This window comes from Bradyrhizobium sp. CCBAU 45384 (genome assembly GCF_028128665.1).
Lineage (GTDB): Bacteria > Pseudomonadota > Alphaproteobacteria > Rhizobiales > Xanthobacteraceae > Bradyrhizobium > Bradyrhizobium manausense.
This window is the reverse complement of sequence record NZ_LBIZ01000007.1, coordinates 80384-104011: the sequence shown is the minus strand read 5'-3', so window position 1 is coordinate 104011 and position 23628 is coordinate 80384. Positions and strand designations below refer to the sequence as shown.

The window sequence follows — 23628 nt, the reverse complement described above, 5'->3', positions numbered from 1 at the left end:
AACCGGGTTGAAAGTTCAGCAACAAGCTCAGTTGCCCTGCTGAGGTTTAAGATCCCTGTTTCCGTCGCAAAAAGGCAGCACGCCAGGGAATGCGGAAACGACGCTATCCGATGAGAGGTTGATGCGCGGCTAGTCGCGACACGCCGCGCTAATTCGAGCGTCCTCGTAGAAATTCATATGCCACCATAAACGTCCATATAATCGCGGACGAGCGGCTCCCACTTCCGGGCCTCAACCCCTACGCTGCGTTTGGCAGTGACATCGAAAGCAGGCCAAGTCTCAGGGACCGTTAGACCCCTTTGACATAACGCAAAGACATAACAGTGGGCATCGGGCAGCTTCATGCCGCTGGACCACGAGAAAGTTAGGGTTTGAAGACCTCTCTCCTGAACAAGTATTGCGACGCTCGCCTGCCTTGGTACACCTTATACCCGACCGTAGCGGATTTCTCCGCAACTGTCGGTGCCAAGACTTGTGTGACATGGTTGAGGCGGCTGTCGCCCGACGATCCCGTGTCGCTATATATCCATGTTCCGTTCTGTCGTTCTATCTGTTGGTATTGCGGCTTTCCTACAAGCCTCACTCTCAACCAGCGACCGATCCGCAATTACTTGGCGGCGTTGCATGCCGAGATACGTTTGATCGCAGAGCAAGCGCCTCGCAACCTGCCGGTAAGCGACGTACATTTCGGCGGCGGGACGCCGACCACGATTGCACCGGCCGATTTCCTCGCCTTGATGGGACTCCTGCGACGCTGCTTCGCGTTCAGCAAATCAGCTACCATCGCCATAGAAATCGACCCACGTGCGTTCACGGCCGAGACGGTCGAAACATTACAAGGGGCCGGCGTCAATCGCGCGAGCATAGGCGTGCAAAGCTTCGATGGGGTGGTTCAAAGGTCGGTCAACCGCGTGCAGAGTGAGGTGCAGACGGCGTCTGTCGTCGAAACTCTTCGCCAGCATGGGATAAGCCGCATCAATTTCGACCTTCTCTTCGGACTGCCGCATCAGACGGTGCGCTCTTGCGTGGACTCTACACGGACGGCTCTGGCGATGCGGCCAGACCGGCTTGCGGCTTTCGGCTATGCTCACGTCCCCTCCTATATGAAACGTCAGCGCCAGATCGATGAGGCGGCGCTGCCGGACAATGTCGCCCGCGCCGAGCAAGCCGCGGCTATTGCAGATACGCTGGTCTCGGCCGGCTACCGCCAGATCGGGCTCGACCATTTCGCCCTGCCCGACGACGAGCTCGCGCTGGCGCAGAAAGCCGGTCGGCTGCGCCGCAACTCCTTGGGCTATTCGGCTGATACCTGCAAAACCGTAATCGGCTTAGGTCCGTCAGCCATTGGCCGTCTGGGTGAGGGTTACGTCCAGAACGAGATCGCAACCGCCTCCTATCACGAACACATTCAGGCTGGTCGTCCGGCAACCGCAAAAGGCTATTGTCTCACCGCCGAAGATCGCCTCCGCGCCGCAATCATCGAGCGTCTGATGTGCGATTTGCAGGCCGACGTACCAGCGATCTGTGCTGCTCATGGGTTTGATCCGATTCCTCTTCTCAATTCGGCCAACCGGCTGGGAATGCTTGCCGAAGACGGGATAGTGGACATTGAAGAGGGATTCATTCAGGTCAAGCAGGAACACCGGTTTCTCATTCGTGCTGTTGCTGCCGCATTCGACAGCTATCTCGACCGTACCCCTATTAACTAAGCCGCGCATGTGAGCAGATCTCAAACATCTAAGCTCTTCGCGACGGAATGATCTGAAGAGGCACCTCCGGCAGACAGGCCAGATTTCGAGGATGCAGCGGCGGTGTCATGCCAACGACCTTTCAGATATGGCCCCAAACCGGGAGGGCGGACTAAAAGGAAGTGATTTGAAGGAGAGGCGCAGCGGATTGCGCCGTTCAGGGCCACGGCTCGATCATGCCCAAAGGGCACTGCCCCACCTCCCCTTGAGTGCTCTTGATGATGGTGACGGCCTCAGCGACGTGTCGCTGGAGAAGCCGTCGCTCGCACCAGCTTCGGAAATTTTACGGCTAGAGGCGGTTCTGCGAACCTGCGGTCCACCTCGTCGAACACAGTTTGACACTCGACCACGCCTGCAGCGGCTCAGACTCAAGGCTCGGCCTTCTTCGGTCCGGCGATCACTGGCGCGCCTCCGACGGAAACAGGTCCCTGTGGTTTGGACCGCCTGAAGCGTTTCCCGGCGGCGCTCGAAACAGTTCGGGCTGGCGAAGAAAGAGGCTCGGAAGCAGCAGAAGGGACAGGTGTTGAACTCTGCAGCGAATCGATCCGCGACGTCAGCATGGTGATATCTGATCCAGGATATCTTTGAGGGCCTTCCGCTGGGCATCGATCCGGCGGTTGAGTTCTGTGATCTCATCGCTAGCTTTCTGCTGTGCCCACTTTATCTCGAATAGGGATGCCCTGTCCTCTAGTGACAGGCGCATCGTTGAAGCGTCTTCCCTGCTTTCCGGCGTCTCGACAGGCTCTTCAAGGTTAGCCCAAAGCCAGGCGCCAGCAGCACACGAGCCGACGAGGATAAGCGGCAGCACCAAAACCGGGAGAATCCGTCTTGACGGCGCGTCCAAGAGCGGCCGCAAGTCTGAAGCGGCCGCTTGATCACTCAAGTCCATTGTCCCTCGCTCAAGATCCCATTCTAGCGGGCTTATTTGTCGATGCGATAGCCTGCGATGCTCCCCCGCTACAGGAACTACCAGCGTCGATACAATAATCAATAATCAATCTTGGCGAGCTTCCCGATCGGCTGCGCTTGCTTTTATGAAAGCTCCTTCTTGAGCAACGCAACGCGACAATTTGCGCGTTCTCCATGACAGCGCCACCAGTGAGCAATGGGTCTCGTCTTTGTCGGCGATGGCGCAGCATTCAGAAGAACCTTGCAGATTTTCTTACAGTGCCCCGACACGAATGCAAACCGTCCGCTGATTCCTGCAAGTGTTCGATGGAGCCCGCCTCACGCATTGCTCGGACCAGCAACTTCGTCTGGGACGCGCCACGTAAGCGCCACGGCTGATCGGCCGAGCCGCAATGGCGCGATTGGACCGGTAAACATTGCACCTGATCAACTACCAGTTCCGGCAGGTTGTTCGAGATGACGGGCACGTGGCAAGCGTGACCAACGAACGCCGCGCACATCAAGGTTTTGGATGCAGGACAAGTTTTGCCGCGCCGACGGCAGCCAGCAACTACTCGCCGATATCCGCCAGAGCTGCTCGGCGGCTGATTGCTCTGGTCTCCTGGGCCATCACGTTGGATGTTGTGGTGTGGTTGCCGCGCGCGCAAATTCAAAGGCTCTTCGGCCTTCGAGTCCGCCGATCGTCTTTTTCGCTCACAGCGATACTAATGAAGCGCTTCGTAAAGCCAAGCCTCTTGCACGGCGAGCCTTGCGTTCTGGTAGCTGCCGGTTGGTCCAGAAAGCCGCCTTCGATGCAGATGCGCGGCACCGCCAGACTCGCCTGACTCACAGTGAGCTAGGTGGACGTTCGCAATGTTCTGGTGGCCAGGGCGGCAAGCCCCCGCGCGCTCGCGAGCATTTGCCGAGCCAGCGCTCTCCGCTGGCTCTCCGCGCACCGGCGTCATGCACAAGCAAAGTTTCGGACCAGATCATCATCGCGCCGCGAGCTGAGAGGTTCAGGAAGCCTCAATGGCTCTGTTCGGATAGATCGAGTTCTGGCTCGTCCCCCTCACCCTCGGACGCGAAAGGACGCCGGCGATGCCGCTTGGTCCGTCATTGCGAGGAGCGCTGGCGACGAAGCGATCCAGACTGCCGCCGCGGAGGGATTCTGGATTGCTTCGCTGCGCTCCGCAATGACGATGTGGAAGCAGGCGCGTGCCACACGCCGCCGGGAACCACCCCGGGCCAATCAGGGCGCAGTTCAATCTATTCATGGCCAGCAGACATGGACCCGAACTACGCCATGCGTGATTGCCTTCTTGCGACGACCTCGCCTAGGACATACTCGGCTACGGCAGCACTTTCTTTCAATTTAAGACCAAGGGGAAAGCAATCTGGGCTTGTTAGCGCACTTTCGCTAGCGGCTTGTCTGGTCGGCAATTCCGTACTGGCACAAACCGCGAGCGGACTTGATCCTAGTAACCACCCTCTGGATCAGGCCAGCAAAAGAGGAAAGACTCCCGATCGGGCCGCAAAGCTCCCGATCGACCTGATCCCTCAGGCAATCCGCCCTCCTCCCCCGGCGCCAGCAGCAGGTCCCGGAGTGCGTTTCGAGAAGCGCGCCAATGCGGACAGGGTTGCTCGGACCAGACCGCAAAAAACCGTCGATTCCTTCCAAAGGTACGACAATCTGCGTGAAAAAGGGTTGTGGTTCCCGATCCCTGGTCCTGCAGATACGATTGATCAGGACAAGGGGGGCGTTAGATCTGCGCTGGCGGACGTCGGCATCGGCTATATCGGGTGGACACATAACTCCTTTGCAAGCAACCAGCTACCGCATGCAGCAAGAAGCACTATCGCAAACCAGCTCTATATGGGCCAGAATCCGACTTTCGCGTCGGCGAACTTCATGATCGTCACCTACGATCTGAGCCGGTTTGGCATTGCCGACGGACAGATTGTCGTAGGAGCCGAGCAGCAATACTGGACGTGGGATCGCCCAGGGCCAGATCGAGTGGGACTCAATACGCTCGCCTACTACCAGACTTTCTTCGACAGGACACTAGAACTCAAACTTGGCTACCTCATAAACCAGAATGAATTCACCGGTACATTGTTCGGAGGGATGACAGGATCGAACATGTCTGCCTTGTTCCAGGCAGGGATGAGCACCAATGCCGCGCCGACGCCCGCGGCCAATTTGAAGTACAATTTTGACGCTCGCTTGTACAACAAGGTCTCCGTCCAGCGCTCAATCAGTCCAGATGGTGTCTATGCCCATATAACCGAGAATCCCACCGGCTTGAAGTGGAGCACGGCCAATGCAGGCATTCTTCTCGTCGAAGAAGCCGGCTACAAGAGCAAGGTTGCTCCCGGCGTACCCGACACGTGGCTGCGGGCGGGCGTTGGTTTGAACAGTTGCCGCTACACGAATTTGGCGGATCCCAAGCAACAAAGGGAGAGCGGAAATAATTTTCACTACATCGCTGCGGACAGGCAGCTCTGGCAGAGTGACGCCCTTGGGTCGCCGTCTCGCGGCGTCTACGGCGGCTTCTCCGTCATGGGAGCTCCACCTGAGCGCAACAGGATCAGCCGGTATTACGAGCTTCGTCTTTATGCGAAGGGACCTTTTGATAACCGGCCCAGTGATCTGGTTGCCCTCGTTGCGACCAACACGGCCTGGAGTAAGGTTGCAGTGGATGCTGCTCTGGCAAAAGGCCAGCTTGCGCACCGCGATAGCACAGCAGTCACGGGAACATACATCGCGCATCTCGCTCCGGGAATATATACAAGCGTCGGACTATCATACATTCATTACCCGACAAGCATCACACATACGCCCCAAACGGAACACGCGCTCAATCTGTTGGTGTTTACGTTGATATTCTTCTGATCATCGCAAGCGCCGTTCTGCTCCGACGTTATCGTGACGCATGGGACCGGACCTCCGCGCCCCCTTGAAGGGATCGGCCGCATCTGCGCTAGACGTTCGGGGAAAGCAAAGTTACGTGGGGCGACGACCCAATTTTCGATGACATTTTTCCAGATTATCTCGCCTGACAGCAGGTTCACACCCTGCGATCTACGATGGTTTGCGACAGCCTCCCGATCAGATCTCGGTTACAGCTGCTCATTGACGTGAGCGGGGTGGCACTCTGAGCATGAGCTGGGACAGATAAGGAATGTCGCCCACGCTCCAGCGAACCGCTAGCGCGACGGCAACAATCATTGTCCCGAAAGATGCAGCCGCGACAGACCTCGTTGTGGGGTCCCAAAGTTCTCCATACTGTATGGAATCCATGAGACGAAATACCGTCCCCTGAATCAAGTACAGCACGAGCGTGCTCGGCCCCAATTTCGCGGCGATAAAGCGGACCACCCGATTTGAGCGACCGATATTCCAGCATCGAAGCAGGACCTCAATCATTACCACTGAGGCAGCTGCGGAGCCGAGAAACATCAGGAGCACATTTTTTGCCGACCGCAAATCCTGGACCAAAGCGAGATTGTTGTAGACATAAGTGTCGTTGCGCCAGGCCAGAAAGCACATCATAGCCGCTATTGAGGCAGACATAATCAAGAACAACCTGTGAGAGCGCATTATGCTCGTCCACCGTTCTCTCGATTGCGCAAATAAGAATCCCAGGCAATAGAACGGGTACATATACTTTATGAGAGGGAATATGGAAAAAGTCAGAGGCGCAAGCACGACCAGAATGACGGATACGAACAAGGCCCAGGGCGACCAACGATTGAAGATCGAAATAGTTTTAGTGAGAATGAAACAAATGAACGCGGCCCAGACGAACCGTCGACCACGATCCGGCGGCCCGATTGCACATATGACTGCGCCGCAAGAACGGCATCATGTGCGTTTCGGCCCGGACGGAAGCCGTAGCTATGCTTGCTGAAGGTGGGATCGAGAGTGGGCTGCAGCACTTGCAGCAGCGCCTGCTGGATCAACCGATCCGTCACCGTCGGAATGCCAAGCTCGCAGTATGTGCCGACGAACTCATTCAGGAACTGCAAAACGATGCCTGGTGCGTCCGTCGATCGGGGAAACACGGTAAACTTCAATGACTCCAGAAGAGAGCACCAAAACAGCATCGGCACCAGGAGCTGCGTCGCACGATCGCCGACAGCTTGCGTGAACGACTTTACCAGTAGCGCTCGGCAAGAAAGATAACCGCTTATCGCCATAAAGAGGGGCATGTGGAACATGTAGATCCATTTGAAGCATGCCGAATTCCAAAATCCTTCGTTTTGGTAGAGGATATATTGGATCAGGTGACCAACGATCACTAAAATGATGAGCACTCCTTTGATGAAGTCCAAAGCGAGATCGCGACTGTTCGCTGTCTCAGGCACAACCTTTCCTGTTGCATGATGTATCAACATCTCGGCACACTTCATCCAACCAGCCGAATACATGCTGGGGTTGGCCAACAGCTATTGTTAAGGGCACGTCGCTGTTGCGTAGTCTGTTTGCATGGAAATCGAGATATCCGATGACAGCGGAGACAATTGTCACCGAGAGTCTACGCTCCAATAGCTGACTGTGCGATAAAGAGCGAAAGGAAGGGGGAAACGAGCTATACGATGGTTTATCAATTTTTGCCGCACCAAGCTCGCTTTCATCGGCTTCCCGGTCCACCGGGACCGTGCACTCTGCTCCCGAGCAGGCCAGGTGTTTGCAGCGCAGCGCGAGGAGACTTTACATAGCGCAATACTGAGCTGCGCGTGAAGGCTGAAGCTATGCGTTGCGAAGTACCGCGCGCGCCGAGGAATTTGTGCTGCCATCAGGAAACGCCTTCGTCAGCAAACTTTCGTTTGGTGGCCATGTTCTTGGCGCTTGTCCATCGGCTGCACTCGGCGCGGTGCTCCATCGATCACGAATGCGTTCGATCTGTAGTATGCGGTTTTCAAGACAAGAATTGTCGGACTATGTGAAAGGATCAGGGATGCAGAAGGCAGGTCCGGGCCTGCACCAAATTCGTAGAATTCCTTGGCACATTCTACAAAGAGGAGGCAGGACGGTGCAGGCCGTGCCCCTGCAACCGATCCATCGCCTGCCAAAGGCCTCGCATAGAACGCCTTACGCGAGCTGCCCCGCCGAAAGCCTGATTGCATTCCTGCTGCCTCTTCAGCCACGTTCAGGATAAATGCGTACGCGCTGGCGGCCTTCGCTTTCCACTAATTCGCCCGTGTAAGGCACTCCGCGGATCTCGAAATAGGTCGGGCGCCCAACTTCGGGCATGATGCGCTGGCCTTCGAGGGCGCGGACAAGATAATCCGGCAGGAATCGCTCGCGGTGCTCCCATCCCCCGCGGATCAGATACCCAAGATCAACGGGCCCCTCACCGGATTGCGCCGCTGGCACGATCGGCCGGGGACGATGGAGCGACTGAGAGGGGCCAGGTTCATCCGGCTGGCTCAGGCGGGGATGATGGATCAGGCGAACATCCCTGCGGCCTCCCGGTCCAAGCGTCGCCGAATAGCGCTCCCCATTGATCACAAACTGACTTGGCCCGAACTGGTTTGGCAGCAGATTTATATTGCCCAATACATCGATCAACACGTCTGAAGCCGCCTGAGAGCCGTGGCGCCAGCCGGCGCCAACGATCGTGCCAATATCCCGCAGCTCCGGAGCCGCCCCCGGCGGTCCCGCGAACGACGAAGCGGCTGCAAATTCAGATGCTGGCGCAGAGCGCGCATCGTCACGCAAGTCGTGGGGTGTGGGTGGATCCAGATCAACGAAGGAATCGAGACCGCCGTAGATGTTTGACGATCGAGGCCTCACGTACGATGGCGATGCGGGGTCTTGCATCTGTTGCCCAAGCCAAGCCCAGGCTCCCTGGCTGGGGGTGGCCGGTGTAGCAGGAAGCTCGAGTGGCGGATGCGCTTGCGCGGCCCAGTGCGGCGCTGGCTCTGGTGAGACAGGTCCGTGGATCTGCTCGCCAAGCCAGTTCCAGGCTCCGGCGCTCGGCGTCGCCGGGGTTGCGGGAAGCTGCTGCGACGAACCGGCCTGCCAGTGGCCGTGCGGCGGTGGCATCAAGATGTTAGGCCCGTGGACCTGCTCGCCACGCCAATCCCAGGCTCCCGCGCTCGGGGTACCTAGCGTTGCGGGATCCTGTAGTGCATGCGGCTGTCGAGCAGCTTCCCGAGAAGGCTGGCCCGGATCGTCAGGAGGCCTAAATCCAAGCGCCCTGTTCGCCTCCAGGATTTGCTCGTATCGGCCAAGTTTGACCAGATCAGCGTTGATCTTCTTATCCTTGGTTTCGCGCTTGTACTCCTCGAGATCCCGGACAAACGCGGGGGAGGAAAGTCGGCCGGCCATCGGTGGCCTGTCATGGGTCTGCAGCCACTCACTCAGCTTTGACATGCGGCGAGCTTGCCTGTCGATCGTCTCCGGCTCGATCCTGCGTGTCGCCTTTTCTGCCGCCGCCCACATACCGATGAGGGTTGCGTCCGCGCCGTGAGGAGCCAGTCGGCGGAGATCAGGCGTCAGGGCGTTTCCGGCACCGACCTCACGGAGCTTCTTCAAGGCCGCCTTGATGCGCGTGCTGCGGTCCTTTGCGTAGGTATCGACATCCTGATGGAGTTCAGCTTCCAGCTGCTCGTTTTCCACCTGCGGGTTGTCCTGCTGCGCGTTTTCCAATTCTCGGCGAATTCGGTCCGCAATTGAGGGCCTGCCGGCGGTGCTCAGGCGCACGCTCAAATGGCGCAGATCGGCTGCCGCATTCTTGATCGTGCCGTCGGTGAGGTTACCCGCCGCCTTGTTTCTGAACTCTTTTATCAGCACCTCGTCCGCCTCAGGGACAGGCGCCCCGCGCGTCCGGCCCGGCTGCCTGGCGTAGTCAATGCGAAGATTCGTGGAAAAGGCGTCCGCTTGTCCCGCGTCGCGCGAGGACTTTTCGCTACGGCTCCCGCCAAAAGCCTTGCCGACGCCCGACTTGAAGCGTGACCATAATCCGCCGCTTTTTCCGCTCTTGGCCAAGGCGGTAGAATCTGCATACGGAAAGCCGTAGCGTGCGCTACTAAACAGATCATCTCGCAAACTAGACTGCGGCACTTGCGCCGAGGCGAGAGGCGGGAAGCCGGGAATGTCTACGCTCCGACGCCTGTCGCCCAGCGCACTCTCTCTAAAAGCCGAGGGCGGCGGCACCCGCATCGACCCGCCGAAATCCTCCCGCCCGACTGCTCGCTCCTCTCCTTTGGGAGCACGATCAGGCGAACTTGACTTGCTCTCATCAGAGGGATCGAGATGCAAACCCTCCAGCTGCCGTTCAAAATCACCGTGCTCACTTAAGTTGTCCCCTCGCTGCGCGGTCCGCCCCTGCAGCGCGGCGTACTCCCGCATCCAGGCTCCTGAATCGAAGAATGGGTCAACCGGATCCACCCTGCTCTCCTCATGTTTGTAAGCCATACAGCAATCGGTACGGCCTGGTAGCAGATCGTCTAGCAAGAAAAAGGTTGCCGATTGTTGGAGCCGCAACCTTTCGGAAAGCTGACGAGATCAGAACATTGCTTCGCGATTAACGGCCTCGCATGGGCGCCGCCTAGCGACAGGACGGGGCACTCCAATTTTTCGTTGCAATCGACGAAATTCGCAAACCGATAAGAACAATGGATCGCTCTGTCGATCGTGGGAGGAATTCAAGCATCACGGCCGGGCTCACTCAGCCGCGACAGACTCCAATATGCGTGACGAGCATCCTCTCGTCCCTCCGCACAGCTTTGGCGCCAAGCTTGTTATCTTGAGGCGCCCTTTTGGTGATCACGAAGGCTTTTCATTGGCGCAGATGCCGGCAGGCGTTCTCTCGTACCTTCGACTTCCACCTTTTGCGCGAGTATGAGCTTGGCAAGCCGACTCGACCCGCAGTCTGTGACTGGGGGTTCGTAAGGCTTATCACAGGTCTATTTGAGGTCGGATTGTTGCCGCCCACTTTGCCTCGAACGTTGCTCGCTCGCCAAATCGAGCTGGTTCGCTGGCGCAGCGCTCACGTGTCAAACGCCATCCGGAACTGCCCCCGCATTGCCTCACTAAAAATGTTACCGGACAACTTCCCTGTCGTGTCTGGGGCGGAGCTGCCGAATCAGTTCGGTGGCGGGTATGGCAGGGAAGATCAGCATGCGCGCAAAGCGCGAGATCACATCAGCGCTGGTGGAGCGTTATCGGGCAAGCGGACGGCTCGAGAAGGCACGGATCCTGGACGAGCTGTGTGCCGTTACGGGATGGCATCGCAAGCACGCGATCCGAGCACTGTCGGTGGACAGGGCATCGAGATCGGCCGTGCCGCGACGACGAGGCCGGACCTACGGAGCTTCCATTCGCGTTGCACTGATTGTGCTATGGACGCCTCTGACCGGCTCTGCAGTAAGCGGCTCGTCGCGATGATCCCATTTTTACTTCCGGCTCTTGAACGGCACGGCAGATTGAAGCTTTCTGCCGATGACAGGTCGAAGGTTTTGAAGGTGAGCGCGGCGACGATCGATCGTCTGCTGAGCGACGTAAAGATCGCAGCGGCCGGAGGACGCCCACGGCGGGCGGGCTTTTCCAGCGCCGTACGGCGCCAAGTCCCGGTGCGTACATTCAATGACTGGGGATCACCTCCGCCGGGATACTGCGAAGCGGATCTGGTTGCGCACGGCGGCATGTCCGTATCCGGCGCGTTCATTCAGACGCTAACAATGGTAGATATCGCAACGGGGTGGACCGAATGCCTTCCGCTCGTCGTGCGTGAAGCAGCTCTTGTGGTCGAAGCTCTCGAGCGCGCGCAGAACCTATTTCCCTGGCCCGTTCGGGGGCTCGATTTTGACAACGACAGCGCCTTCATGAACGACACGGTCGTAACGTGGTGCCGTTCTCACGATGTCGAAGTCACCCGTTCGAGGGCCTACAAAAAGAAAGATCAGGCATTCGTTGAACAAAAGAACGGAGCTATCGTTCGCCGCCTGGTGGGCTACGGGCGGTTTGAAGGCATTGATGCCGCTCGCTCATTAGCTCGCCTGTTTGCGGCGGCACGGCTGCACATCAATTTCTTCCAGCCCTCGTTTAAGCTGAAGGAGAAGCACCGCGAAGGTGCCAAGATGATCAAGCACTATCTTCCTCCCGCTACGCCATACGAAAGAGCGTTGGTCCACCCGAGGCTAAATGAGGCATTCAAAGGTCGGCTGCGGGAGATTTACCGGACGCTTGATCCGGTGGCATTGCTGGCACAGATGCGGGACGCTCAGAATGAGCTGGGTAAGCGGGTCGATCAACGGGCTGGAAAGTCAGCGATGACTGTAGCGCCGGTGCAAAGCGACTTGGCGGCCTTTGCCGGAGGGCTCGGCGATGGTTGGAAACAGGGTGAGCAGCGGAGCATTCATAGGCGCCCCTACGTGCGGCGCAAGCCTGTGCCACGTCGGCCATCGATGCTCGAGCCCTACATTCCCATCATTGAGGAATGGCTCGCTGCAGCTCCGCACTTGTCCGCGGTCGATATTCTCTCCCGGCTGGAAGCGCATGCGCCCGGTCGGTTCAGCGGCCATCAGCGGCGTACGGTGCAGCGACTGGTGAAGAGTTGGCGATCAAAGGCCGCTCGACAGCTGATCGGCAGCGCAGAGATCACCTTGAGCACCGACCCGCGCTCCGTGCCTGAGGTTCAAGGCCCCACAAGTGCGTTCGCCTAATCACCGCAAGCCGCTCGCTCGCTACAGCGCTATGGATGGCGCGCTTCGCGAGCGGCTTGCTCGGACTCGCGGCGGGCCGGATCCGGCAAGAACTGGGCTCCGTTTCGGTAACATTCTCATCTGAGGCAATATGAGGGGGCAGCTTTCCATGGCGCGCGACAGCTTACGGAAGCGATGAATCAGCGCTGCGCCCTCTTGGTCTCCTCAACCACTATCGACTGACGGAGCTCTCGTCCCGATCGGACTTCCAGGGGGACGCGCATACGCCTCGTCTTACGCGCGAGTTTTCGATCGCTCGGCAAGACCGAAAGGGGCGGGTCGACGGCAGCACACTTTCGGCATGCGAAAGTCCTTGGCAACGATTGGCGAGACTTCATCATCAATCTTTGCCGCAGCCGCAGGGCAATGATAAACATCCCTGAGGCGGTTTGGGACCTCATAGTTCGGGACCGTCACGCTCGGCCAGCACACGGTGCATGACCTCGCGTTTAATCTCGCTGGCGAGCTCGTTTCGGACTTGAGCTCCGAGCACCCGCTCGGCGTCCGGATCGCCTAGAAGGCCTAGCTCGGCCAGTCGCCGATTCAAGCGGGTTTGAAACTCCTCGTCCATGGCTTCAACGAGCCGGTCTTGCATCGCTTCATATTCGACAGGAGCAATTCGCCTCAGCACCGTCTCCCAGGGTTGCCAGCGGGTTGCCATGTAGTCAGTAAACTGGTTCGCCTCTTGCTCGCGAACCAACTCCAGTGCGCGCGCCGCATCATCGGATGTCACGTGAGAAACCGTCAGAAAGCGCATGTCAGGGGCGACGTGAATCAGCTCCAGCGGCTCGCGCAGAAGATGTTGATAAGCCAGGTAGACCTCCACATCATCTACGCCCGGGTCGAGGGTCACGAGCGCGTTGACCCTGTCGCGCGCGATCCCGTCTAGCGCGTCCAGGCGGAATGCAACGCGGCCGCGCTGGATCAATTCGGCGAGCCTATCATCATACACCCCCTCCTCGACGTCAGCATTAAGTCGCGCGGTCCGCATACCGTTCCAGTGCAGAGTAACGCGGTCCTCGCAGCTCGCGTTGGCCTCTGAAGCCTGTGTGAAAAACTGCTCGCGCAATCTCGGATTGATCGCCGCCTGCCGCAGATCATCCGCCACGGCCTGCCGAAACTCGTCGCTGCCATAATTGACGGTGCCGCGTAGCCGATCTAGGAATCGGGCGTAATCCTGGGCGCCAGGCTCATCCGCAAAGTGCTGCCATTCGGCCAATGCCGCCGGATCGTGCCCTAGCCAGTGCGCCGCAGCCTCGGACAGAGGCAGCTGCCGAAGATGCGGCGCCGCGAGGTGAGCGCGGACCTCGTCCGGGAATGGATTATCACCGAATTCGACGTTCAGCAGCGGCCGGCTCAAACTTCCAGGTAGCAGATCCTCAGGCAGGCTGGTCAGCCGGTTACCGCTGACATCGATCGATTCAAGCCAGCTCGGAAGGGTTTCGGGGAGATTGGCCAATTGATTGCTGCTGACATCGAGTTCAACGAGGCCCGATGGGAGGGACTCGGGAAGCGCGGTCAGCTGATTGCCACTAACCGCGAGCGAGGTGAGACTGCTCGGGAGAGCGTCGGGCAGGCTGCCCAGTCGGTTGTTGTTTGCGTTCAGGATCCCCAGCTCCGATGGGAGACTGTCTGGCAGACTGGTCAACCTGTTATCGCTCACCTCTAGTCGATAGAGGGTCGCCGGAAGAGCGTCCGGCAAACTGGTTAACCGGTTGTGGCTAACAAAGAGCTCGTGGAGCCCGGATGGCAGGCTAGCGGGCAGGCTGCTTAGCTCATTGTGCATGGCGCGGAGGTTCAGCAGCCTCGGCGCCAGGGCGTCGGGCAAAGCTGTTAAGGACAGCGATGACACATCGACCGAGTGCGAGCGCATGTTCTCCGCAGCCCTGATTCGCGAGCGCCCGTGTCGCCTGTTCTCGGCTTCGGCCTGCCCCTGTTCGGCAACCCAGTCGTCCAGGATTCGCGCCCGCGCGGAGGCCGGGGTTCGATACCCTGTCAAGCCTTCGACCAAATTCGCCAGGGCACGGTTGAAGCCGCCGAGGTAGCTTTCCCGCTCCGCTTCCTCAAAAGTGTCCGGAGCGGAACCTTCGCTCCGCTGTGCCTGTCCTGTGTCCATCATCTTTCTCCGTCGTCGGAATCTTGAAGACTACGCCGGCCCCTGCGCAAGGCTACGAAGCAGTTTGCCCGCTGCCACAACAATCATTGGGACGAGCGCACGTGGGCCGGGCGCCCCACTCCTGATCGAAGCGGTACGGCTTCACACGAGTTGGAGGCGGCGGATGGATCGATGCTGCTGCAACGTCTGCTGCCATTTCGTTGGGCGGACGGATCCGGGGGACCGCCAACACGAAAGCGTTCTGCCGCTAGCACGGTCACCTGTCGATCAGCTGACGAGCCTTGCTGCGGAACATCGAAGTCGCTCACTTTATCAACGGTGGCAAACACCAGCGTGGACCCAATTGCATTGGCAGGTGAAAGGACGGCCGCGGAGTTGGGCGTTCGAGCGACCGCCGCTCTTCGTCTTTCACGCACTCGGCCGAAAAGGCTTCATTGCCAGCCATTGAGATACCACCATCAGCGGGCTGGGCGCGGGGGCTTAAGTTATGCTGCGCCAGTTGGATGCGGAAAACGTCAAGACGGGAGATAACTACCCGCGACCGCGATCAATTCCTTGCTCCAAATCGTTTTACCGACTTCTGCCGGCTTTGGTGCCATCGCTGCCCTTTCGGCGATAGGACTGTCAGCTTGTCGAAAGATAAATGCCCTAGATCCGAGAGTGTGTTGTCACGGGCTGGGTTGGCTCAGTGTCGTAAGGGGAGTGGAATGGATCCATTTGAGCCAGGACAGATTCGGCACGGCGGAGGCATTCCTTCTGCATCTTCCCGACAAGAGGGGGCGGAAGGCGGGGGGGCGGCACAATGGGATGCTTTCGTGACGGGCTACGCAGCAAACTCCGGGCATTCAACCCATGCGGCGGCCGAACAAGACGAGGCGCTCGAGAATTGGGCTGCTGAACCGCACGTGGGCCCCCTCGAGGACCGGGACGAAGCGGCAAGGCGAGTAAATGCTCTGGGTGAAGACGCCATACTGGATCTCGGATCACTGTCCCTTACCAGTCTGCCCAGACTTCCAAGCCAAATCGTCGTGCTCGATGTGCCCTTCAATCGGCTTACCAATCTGCCTGACGAACTCCCCGCTTCGCTCCAGCGTCTTGATGTCAGTGGCAATCAGCTGAGCAGCCTGCCCGCGCTCCCGAGCGGGCTTAGAGGCCTCGACGTGAACTCCAACCGGCTGGAGAGCCTACCTGCCGTCCTGCCTGCCGGCCTCCAATTTCTTTCCGCCAACTACAACCGGTTGCTGAACCTACCCGAACCCCTCCCTGCTTCGCTCCGATTTCTTCACGTCAGCCACAATCAGTTGACGAGCCTGCCGGTGGCAGTCCCAGCTAGGCTTGAGTTTCTCGACGTAAGCCAAAATCAACTGACAGATCTGCCGCCGGCTCTCCCAGCTTCGCTCGCGTTTCTCGACGCAAGCCAAAACCATTTGACGAGTTTGCCTGAGCACCTCCTGACGGGATTCGGCGCTGGTGCCACCATAGTTCTGACTGATAATCCGCTATCTGAGCAGGTGCTGACGAACCTGAGTACAGTCCTAAGCGCCGAGGGTTATGTCGGTCCGACTGTCCACCTTTCGCGCGACGTTGAAAGTGAAGCGTCCGAGACAGACGATGAACAGGCCGATGCGCTCGCTGAAACAGTTGCAGAATGGCTCAAGAGCGATCCACAGGAGGGCGATCGGGAGGTGCTTGCCGCTTGGCAGAACCTTGCACAAGAGCCGGGCGCTCGGGAATACGAGCTTTTCCTCGGCAAGCTGTTCGACTCCGTCAACTCTGGCAATGAAGGATTCCGGCAGTCGGTGGCCAATAATCTGCGGGACGCGGCAAAAAACCCGCAATTGCGTGCCCAGTACTTTCAACTGGCATGGGACGCCAACCAGACCTGCGAGGATCGCAGAACTTTGACCTGGAACGGCATGCAGACCGCACGCCTTATCGCAGACGTCGAGAACGGCTTTTATAACAACAAGGCCCGGCTTCCGGATCTCGTCGATCTGGGACGCGTCATGTTCCGCCTAGACGCGCTGGAGAGGATTGCGCGCGAGAAGGTTCACTCGCTAGGCTCGGGCAACAACGTCGAAGACATCGACGCCATTGAGGTCTTTCTTGCTTATCAAAACAAGCTACGCGAGCGGCTGGGACTGCAACACGTCGCGCCGGACATGCGCTTCTTTGAGGTCTCCGGCGTCACCGACGCTGACGTTGACAGCGCAGAGACATCCGTGCGGAACAGGGAGGCGGCGGAATTCGCCGACTATTTGGCGGTGGACTGGCAACCTTGGGACGACGTGGTGCGTCGCATCGCACCGGAGGACCACGCCAGGACGCAGGACCAGCTCATTGCTGCAATGGGAAAGGAGTTCGACAGCCAACTGAAGCAACAGCTCGCCGACAAAGGCTTGAGCGGGGTTGAAGCCGGCCTCGTCGAGGATGCCAAGCGAGAGTTGGGTGCCGCAGTTCGTAAAGAAATTGCCCGTGAGATCAAGGGCGCTCTAAGAGACAAGGTGCTCAAAGATCTCGGCCTCACCCTGTAAAGCCAGCTTTGCTGCAGGAGGCTGTTAATTCCTGCTACAGTTTCCCTGTGGTGCGCCGGTTTGCGCCCGAGAGTCTTCACGATGCGCAACAAGCGCAGCGCCGCGCCGATCTAGAAACCGGCGCAGCGCGACTCTTTCCAGTGGGTGTTTCCCGAAAGCGAGGATGGCCGATCTCGCGATGAGGCGGATGCTCGTCGGCTGCTATCGAGGGCCGCATGGATACGGGCGAATTGTCGAAATCGGAGAGCCGATACGCGCGTTTATACGGCTCCGAGCCGGCATGAAGAACGCCGGACGCCACCGTACTTACACCGCGCGGATCGGCTGATCGAGGCGCCGGCTGTTGGCTGAACTATGAGGGGCCTGACCATCACTGCCCGAACGAAGATAGCCGCGAAGCATCAGCCCACTCTCCGGAGAACTGCGCAAGGCGCTGAGCAAGACAATCAGCCGTTCCCGATCGATGGCGGCGGTGCTGACGTGAGGTCCGTAGAGCTTGCCGACACTGATCCGCCAAGACGGGACGAGATCATTTACAAGCTGGAGCGGGCGCATGTGGGTGGACCGCGAACAGATGAGATCGTCGCGCCCGCCCCTTCTGTCGGTGTGACTCCGGCGGCAGTTGGGTTGATGTACAAGACTCTCCATCACGATCAGGCTCCCTCCCGTCATTCATCCGAGGATCGCCGTTGAACCTCTTCAACGTGAAGGTTGTCTTTTGTGCCATGCTGATGGTTCGTTGGCAGCCAATCTGTGACACCTCCGAAGAACACGCCCAGCGACCATCTCGCGGCTTCGCCATCTGTCAGTTGATGGGAATGAGGCTCGCGGCCTGAGGGGTTAGCCCCGACGCCGAAGGATCTGTACTCAGCATAATAGCTCGTCCTCAACATATTGGTCGTGCCGGGCGTCCATTCGCGCCACCCTTCCGCGATCACGGGGGCATCTATCTTCGCCGACAGGAAGACCACGGTGGCGTAGGGGCGCCAGGGGCGGCCAAGTGCGATATAACGCGCAGCAGGGTCGGCACTTAGCCTGCAATGATCAAAAACATAGCCGCTGTCCTCATCCGGCGTTGCCTTGCTCTGAGCGGTATAGACGACCGCTTGATTGGCGATGCCGTGCAACTCACATTGCCGGAACCAGGCCTTGGCGTTGCCAAATATAAAATCGACATGCCCTTCGATGTAGCAGTTCGAGAAGTATTGTCGTGACCTTCTGCCGTTTGGTCCCTTGCCGGCAAACAGCGTGTCCTGGGCGCCGAGCAGGCGGACGCGCGTAATGACGTCCCTATCTCCGGTAACGGACAGCGCTACCGCCTGCGAAGGTGGATTGGCTGGATTGAGGGCGTAGTCGTTCTGGATGGTCAGGTTCTCGAGCCGAAAGTCATCGCCAGCGGCATCCAGCGTCGCCGAACGGGCGGTTCCTCCTACATTGATCGCGCCGTCGTCATACACAATGACCGTATCTTCCGGCTTGTTGCCAGTCCCTGCGAGATGAACACCGGATTTCGTGATTTTGACCTTCTCGCGATAGATGCCTGGCGCGATCTGGATATTTCCGCCCTCCGCCGGCAACGCGTCGATGGCTTGCTGCACAGAGTGATAGTCGGCATTTCCGGCATGCGACACCAACAGTGGATGAGCGTACGTCGCGGGGATGCAGAAACATCCGGCCAGAAGTACAGCGGAGGAAATGAAAATTCGCATGTGATCTTACACTTCGTTTCTCAGCGGGATAGCCGTCGCGCATCGACACGAGATTTTCATCGCCAAATCAGAACCTGCACGTCGCCTTGGCATTTCCGGCCCCGCAAAACCGTCGGCCAATTGCGACCAACTCGGGACATGATGCCGACCTTCATCAGCCCCAGTGATCTTGGCCCCAGATGCGGAACTCACCACCTTGAGTTCGGCACCGGGTGTCGTGCTTACCGATTGCCGTCTCGGAATGCCATGGAACATTCCTGCGATCCACGCAGCAGCGGCTGTGAAGCTCGCCCGGGCAACGGCGGCGATACGTCAGAGTGATTTGCGGTGACGTTGGCATGTTCAACTTGCCATGTCGCGGAATCGGCAAATCGGACATCTTCGAGTGTCACGTCGAGTTTATGCCCCTCGTCTAAGCCGCGCATCAGCAACACACCAGTGTCGCCATGCACATGACGGAGTACGACTTGCCGATAGACCGGAACCCGCATGCCTCGTGCGCGCGGATCATATTTTGTATCGAAAGCCATTGGCCACCGGTTGCCCCTCAGGCACACGTACTCATAAGTCACCCTCTCGACGAGCCCACCTCGACTAACATCGCTCTTGATACGCAGCCCCGACGTCGTACCATCGAGCGTCAGATTACGCACCAATATGTCTCTGACCCCGGAATTGACCTCACTGCCGATCGACATGCCATGCCCCCAGCCGAAATAATTATCAACGATCGAGATATGGCTGCTCGAGCCATTGTCCCCGGCCTTGATCGCGACGTTGTCGTCACCGGTACGGATCGAGCTATGGGTGATGGTTACATCCTGACTGGCGCCAGGGTCGATACCATCCGTATTGCGGGCATCCGCCGGTGAATCGATCGTGAGGCCCCAAAACGTGGCACCTTCGACCCGGTTCATCGCGACATGAAAATTCGGAGAGTTGCGCAAGGTGACACCGGACAACGTAATATCCTGCGCATGATCGATCTGGATCAAGCGCGGCGCGTTCTGGTTGCGGCCCTCTGCTTGGGCACGGCGGGCTAGCTGCCACCAGGTTTCCGCGCCGCCGCCAATCAGTGCGCCGCCCTGACCATCGATGATGCCCTCTCCGTAGATGCCGCCGCCGCGCGTTTTAGAAAAGCTGATGAATGGCCGGCAGCCGTCGCCCTTTTCCGCGATGCGACCACATTGTCCGAGGCCCTTGTCGTAAGCAGCAGGTTCGGGGATGGCGATCAGTGTCGCACCGCGCCCGACCCATAAGGTCACGCCCGATTTCATTTCGAGTGGACCTGAGTGAAACTCGCCGCGCCCGAGATAAACTGCAGCGCCAGCGGGGCAATGTTGAATGGCCTCCTGTAGGCTAACTGTATCGTTCTTGCCGGAAGGCACAGGGCGATCGCAGACCGTATTAGGTACAGCGGGTTCGGCGATAGTCCGGCGGTCTTGCGCTTTTGCGGCGGGGCAGACAACCATAGAGGCGAGTATGGACAACAGGGCCCAGTTGCGAAAACGCTTTGTCATTGACCTGCTCGTGCTTTGTCACGCGCATCCTTGGCGCGTGCCTTGTCTGGTATTGAGCGCTGCCTCGATGGAGACACCGCGCACGTCACTGGCCCGCGTAAGATGACATTTATAAGACGCAGCAGAGGCCTGAACCTTGCGATTGCGCAGCAGCACCTTGGCCTGCGCGAACAAGACGAAGCGTTGTGCGATAGTCCAAAATCCAAACAGCTTCTCAGCGTTCTCACACTGAGAGAGTGCCCAACCGGTCCCGATTTTCGGCATCAACGACTGCGCGTGAATTCAGACGCTGCGTCGCATCGCGTCTGATCGACGAGCCGCACGACAAGAAGTGGCAGGAACGCCCACCGTCACCTGACACCGAAGCCGCTGCTCGGCCAGGAAGGCGCATCGCAAGATTGTAGCGACACGTCGTTGGACGAACGCGGGGGTGGAGAGCCGATTTCGTGCATTGTCATCACTGGCGTCGAGCGACTGGTCGCGCTCGCCGGGGAAACCAGCGCCACCTTGTAAAGCGCTGAAGATACTTCTCAGCGGCCAACCGTAGTTTCGAGTGCTCAGACCGCTCATCATCTCGTCAACCTAATCAAAAGCTGCGATCGACACATTCGGCAGCGGTTTGCGGCGGGGGCGTCGGGCAAGGCCAGCGGAATCGGTCCCGCGCGCCGCATCCAACTGCTGCTCAAGGCGTCTTCTCCTGCGCGTGATTCGACTGCTGATCGTCTGGACCGGCGTGCTGTACCGATGGCGAAGGTGCTGCGTTGGACGTCGAAATTGTGCGAGGCCATGCCAACCTCCCGTTCAGGATCACATCAGCGGGTAGTCTGTATTCGGAGAAGCTTTCGAGAAGCTGACGAGGCTACAGCCGGAACCGGATCGCATTCGCACCGGGAACCCTCTTCCTGGGTTCTCACGAACCAAGGTGACTGCCGTTACCTGCCCTTTTCGGATCGCATTGTGATCGCTTGCGCGGAGGCATGGTCAGTTACTGCGGTCAGCACCGCCCATGACTCGCCACGCCTTGCCTCGAGGCCATAGCGGACAATCGTGTCATTGAACCCGCCCCCTCCACACAGGTCTACCGGTTATTCAAAGGCTTTGAAGATGGACAAACGACCGAACTGACAGGCGCAGGGTGGAGAGTTCTTTGGCATTTGATTGGGGGCATCTACGTGCGCAGCCCCGAAATAGGAGGCTCTAACCAAAGAGGCGGCGATACGTCCCCTATCTGGTGCTGCTCTGCGCGCATCCCCCTGGCGGACGCACCGCGATCAGCCAAAAGGCCGAGCCTATCGGCAGGGCGCACCTAATTATCCAGTTCGCCCGCCGGGTTCGCAACACCATGTGTCTGGAGATCTTCGCCAGGTCCGGGACAAAACCTGTCGCCGTTAACGTGCGCGGCGGCAGCTTTCAGCGGTCCCATGATCGAGGCGAAAACGCCACGGCAGCATCCGGGTTAACAGGATCATCGACACTTCGCGATTTGCGCGGTCGTGCGTTGCCTATTGAATTGTTTGCCGCAGAGTTGCGCTGGCGTTCATCGATCGAGATCGCTCGACACTCAAGCCTTCGCTCCAGATCCGCCAATCCTGCCTTACATTCGGCGACAACCGATTGGGCGCGAAGCAGCTTGACCTTGAGCTCGTCCTGTTGCCTGAATATGTCCTCAAGATTCCAATCGTTCTGCATGAGCTGATTGACCATCTGCAAGCACCGATGCAAGGCCGGCACTTAGCTTCAAGAACGGAGGGCTCCGCATGTCGCAGCTGCCCTGCCCTGAGCCATGGGCTAAAGCGATGCCAAACGATCCTCCTGAGGAGGCCTTTCCGCTGGTGTTCTTGTTGAGAACCACCATTCGTTGCGAGGCCCCTTGCGACACAATCGGCTTCTGCCCGGCAAACCGGAGCGCGATCCGAAGATGGCAGAGTTAGCGAGACAGGCGCACGGTTGGGAAAGCGCATCAGGGGACCTTTGCCATCGATCAAGCGGGCAAGTTTCATCTGAACACCTCAACCGGATGCTGAACGAGCATCATAGTTACGGTGGTTGCGTGACATCTTCAAGCAACCGGCATGCCAATGCCGGTTGAGCGTGTTTTATGAAGAAACGATGTCGGATTTCCCGCAGCACGTAGATGCAGGCGGTGCTGTTGTCGCGCTTGAAACAAACGACGTCTTGAGCGAGACAGCCAAACCCGCAAGCACGAGCGCCCGCGCGCATTTTCTAGTCTAGTGAAACTCTGGCAGGACTGGATCGAGTTCTTCCTGTTCGAGTGTCTTGGCTCCATCTTTGGCGAGGTACGCTGCCAGAGCTGCGATACCGGAGACCGGTGGACATCGAGCGGGTGCCGATTTTTTGAACGGCACTTGCCCCAAACGCTCAGCAACTTCGACGCTCATGAGGTGGGGACGGATCGGTCGATCGACCGCGCGCTCGATGGTGTGGAAGATCCAGGTGCCGTCCGGATCGATGTCCGACCAATGAAAGATCGGCGTCTGTTCGGATACCAAGCCTGCGATTGTCCGCAGCGCCTGCTGGGTGGCAAGCGAGGGGTACCCGCCGACATACATGGTCGTTCCCAGTCGGCCGGGGTCCGCCTCGGCGATGTGCCGGTTGAAGCTTGCGAAGTTCTCGATCGTTAGAACGTAGGCCGGCGGCTCCCGGAACCGGACGCGATCTGCTTCCTTGGGGGTGATTCCGAGATAGTGCGGCGATATCCTGGAAAGATCGGCTCCGTCGAGATCGATCTTGCCCGCGATCAGCAGGGGCGGCGCGAAGCGCTCCAGCCCGATCGCTCGCAGTGCCTCGCGGGGGCGGGCGCCAGGCGGAAAGTCCATTATGCCGCTCAAAAGCCGGACCACGGCCCCCTCGATGTGCTCGAGTATCTTGCTGTGTCCCACCGTACGCCGCGAGAAAGTTTTGTAGTCGACGTCCAGATGCTTGTTATCAAGGATTGCTTGGGCCAGAACGAATGCGTGGCGCAGCGTGTCGACGTCGGACGAACCGAATCCGTGCCACGTCTTACCTCGCGCCCACACCTCTGCGATTTCAGAGCCGCTGTTCTTCAAGGACTCGTGCAGCGCCACTCCGGCTACAAGCCGCACGGCCGCATGCTCGGCGATGCGTGAGGCCGGGGTGCGGCTGAGATATCGGTATAAGATCTCCGCCGAGGCCAACCGCACGTGCGCCACTTGGTCTCGGTTGGCGCCGCGCCCCCAGCGAATCGAGACCGCGCCGGCACTTTCGGCTTGCCTGATCTGTTTCAGGAAGGCGTCCGCCGCGACGACTGATGGGAAGCCTGGGTAGTCCGGATGGGCGATCGGGCTTGCGGCTCCGGCCTCGAAGCGGTTGAGCAGGTCGTTCAGCAGGCCGATCGCATCCGTGAAACGCCGAGCCATG

At 59.0% G+C, this 23628-nt stretch carries 12 protein-coding genes and 3 pseudogenes; 5 read left to right on the top strand and 10 right to left on the bottom strand.

The genetic code is table 11. The features are described from left to right. Nucleotides 1-371 precede the first annotated feature (371 nt). On the top strand, nt 372-1709 hold the full coding sequence (hemN, locus tag XH80_RS00955; RefSeq protein WP_271596964.1) for an oxygen-independent coproporphyrinogen III oxidase: 1338 nt from the start codon (nt 372-374) through the stop codon (nt 1707-1709). A gap of 592 nt (nt 1710-2301) precedes the next feature. Here hemN and XH80_RS00950 read toward each other — a convergent pair. Beyond that, nucleotides 2302-2631, bottom strand: a complete 330-nt coding sequence (locus XH80_RS00950) for a hypothetical protein (protein ID WP_271596963.1) — start codon at nt 2629-2631, stop codon at nt 2302-2304. Nucleotides 2632-3073: 442 nt separating this feature from the next. Here XH80_RS00950 and XH80_RS00945 point away from each other — a divergent pair, with 442 nt between their 5' ends. Further along, nucleotides 3074-3481 (top strand): hypothetical protein, encoded by a 408-nt coding sequence (locus tag XH80_RS00945; protein WP_271596962.1) that lies wholly within the window; start codon nt 3074-3076, stop codon nt 3479-3481. A gap of 758 nt (nt 3482-4239) precedes the next feature. Further along, a complete protein-coding gene (locus tag XH80_RS00940; protein WP_271596961.1) occupies nt 4240-5529 on the top strand; it encodes a carbohydrate porin in 1290 nt (429 codons plus the stop codon). 237 nt (nt 5530-5766) lie between these two features. On the opposite strand, the pseudogene XH80_RS43670 reads toward XH80_RS00940, so the two are convergent. The 4 genes and pseudogenes from XH80_RS43670 to XH80_RS00930 all read right to left on the bottom strand — a co-directional run. Beyond that, nucleotides 5767-6444: pseudogene (locus XH80_RS43670) on the bottom strand (acyltransferase family protein); the annotation flags it as partial. Between the two features lie 2 nt (nt 6445-6446). Beyond that, nucleotides 6447-6629: pseudogene (locus tag XH80_RS43820) on the bottom strand (group II intron reverse transcriptase/maturase); the annotation flags it as partial. Between the two features lie 3 nt (nt 6630-6632). After that, nucleotides 6633-7034 (bottom strand): annotated as a pseudogene (locus XH80_RS00935) (acyltransferase family protein); the annotation flags it as partial. A 745-nt stretch (nt 7035-7779) separates the two neighbouring features. Further along, the gene (locus XH80_RS00930) at nt 7780-10035 is read right to left on the bottom strand and encodes a hypothetical protein (RefSeq protein WP_271596960.1); all 2256 of its coding nucleotides are present in this window, start codon (nt 10033-10035) and stop codon (nt 7780-7782) included. A gap of 953 nt (nt 10036-10988) precedes the next feature. Between XH80_RS00930 and XH80_RS00925 the strand changes: the two genes are divergently transcribed. Further along, nucleotides 10989-12311, top strand: coding sequence for an integrase catalytic domain-containing protein (locus tag XH80_RS00925; RefSeq protein WP_271596959.1), 1323 nt, complete (start codon nt 10989-10991; stop codon nt 12309-12311). A 436-nt stretch (nt 12312-12747) separates the two neighbouring features. Here XH80_RS00925 and XH80_RS00920 read toward each other — a convergent pair whose 3' ends face one another. Then, on the bottom strand, nt 12748-14466 hold the full coding sequence (locus XH80_RS00920) for an NEL-type E3 ubiquitin ligase domain-containing protein (RefSeq protein WP_271596958.1): 1719 nt from the start codon (nt 14464-14466) through the stop codon (nt 12748-12750). Nucleotides 14467-15173: 707 nt separating this feature from the next. Between XH80_RS00920 and XH80_RS00915 the strand changes: the two genes are divergently transcribed. Then, nucleotides 15174-17000: an NEL-type E3 ubiquitin ligase domain-containing protein gene (locus XH80_RS00915; RefSeq protein ID WP_271596957.1), complete on the top strand. Its 1827-nt coding sequence runs from the start codon at nt 15174-15176 to the stop codon at nt 16998-17000. A gap of 668 nt (nt 17001-17668) precedes the next feature. Here XH80_RS00915 and XH80_RS00910 read toward each other — a convergent pair. From XH80_RS00910 to XH80_RS00895, 4 genes are all read right to left on the bottom strand, one after another. Next, on the bottom strand, nt 17669-18709 hold the full coding sequence (locus XH80_RS00910) for a pectinesterase family protein (RefSeq protein ID WP_271596956.1): 1041 nt from the start codon (nt 18707-18709) through the stop codon (nt 17669-17671). A 221-nt stretch (nt 18710-18930) separates the two neighbouring features. After that, entirely contained in the window at nt 18931-20229 is a 1299-nt protein-coding gene (locus XH80_RS00905; RefSeq protein WP_271596955.1) for a glycoside hydrolase family 28 protein, read from the bottom strand. A gap of 1410 nt (nt 20230-21639) precedes the next feature. Continuing rightward, a complete protein-coding gene (locus XH80_RS00900) occupies nt 21640-21933 on the bottom strand; it encodes a hypothetical protein (RefSeq protein WP_271596954.1) in 294 nt (97 codons plus the stop codon). Nucleotides 21934-22457: 524 nt separating this feature from the next. Further along, entirely contained in the window at nt 22458-23627 is a 1170-nt protein-coding gene (locus tag XH80_RS00895; protein WP_271596953.1) for a Wadjet anti-phage system protein JetD domain-containing protein, read from the bottom strand. Between the last annotated feature and the right edge of the window lies 1 nt (nt 23628).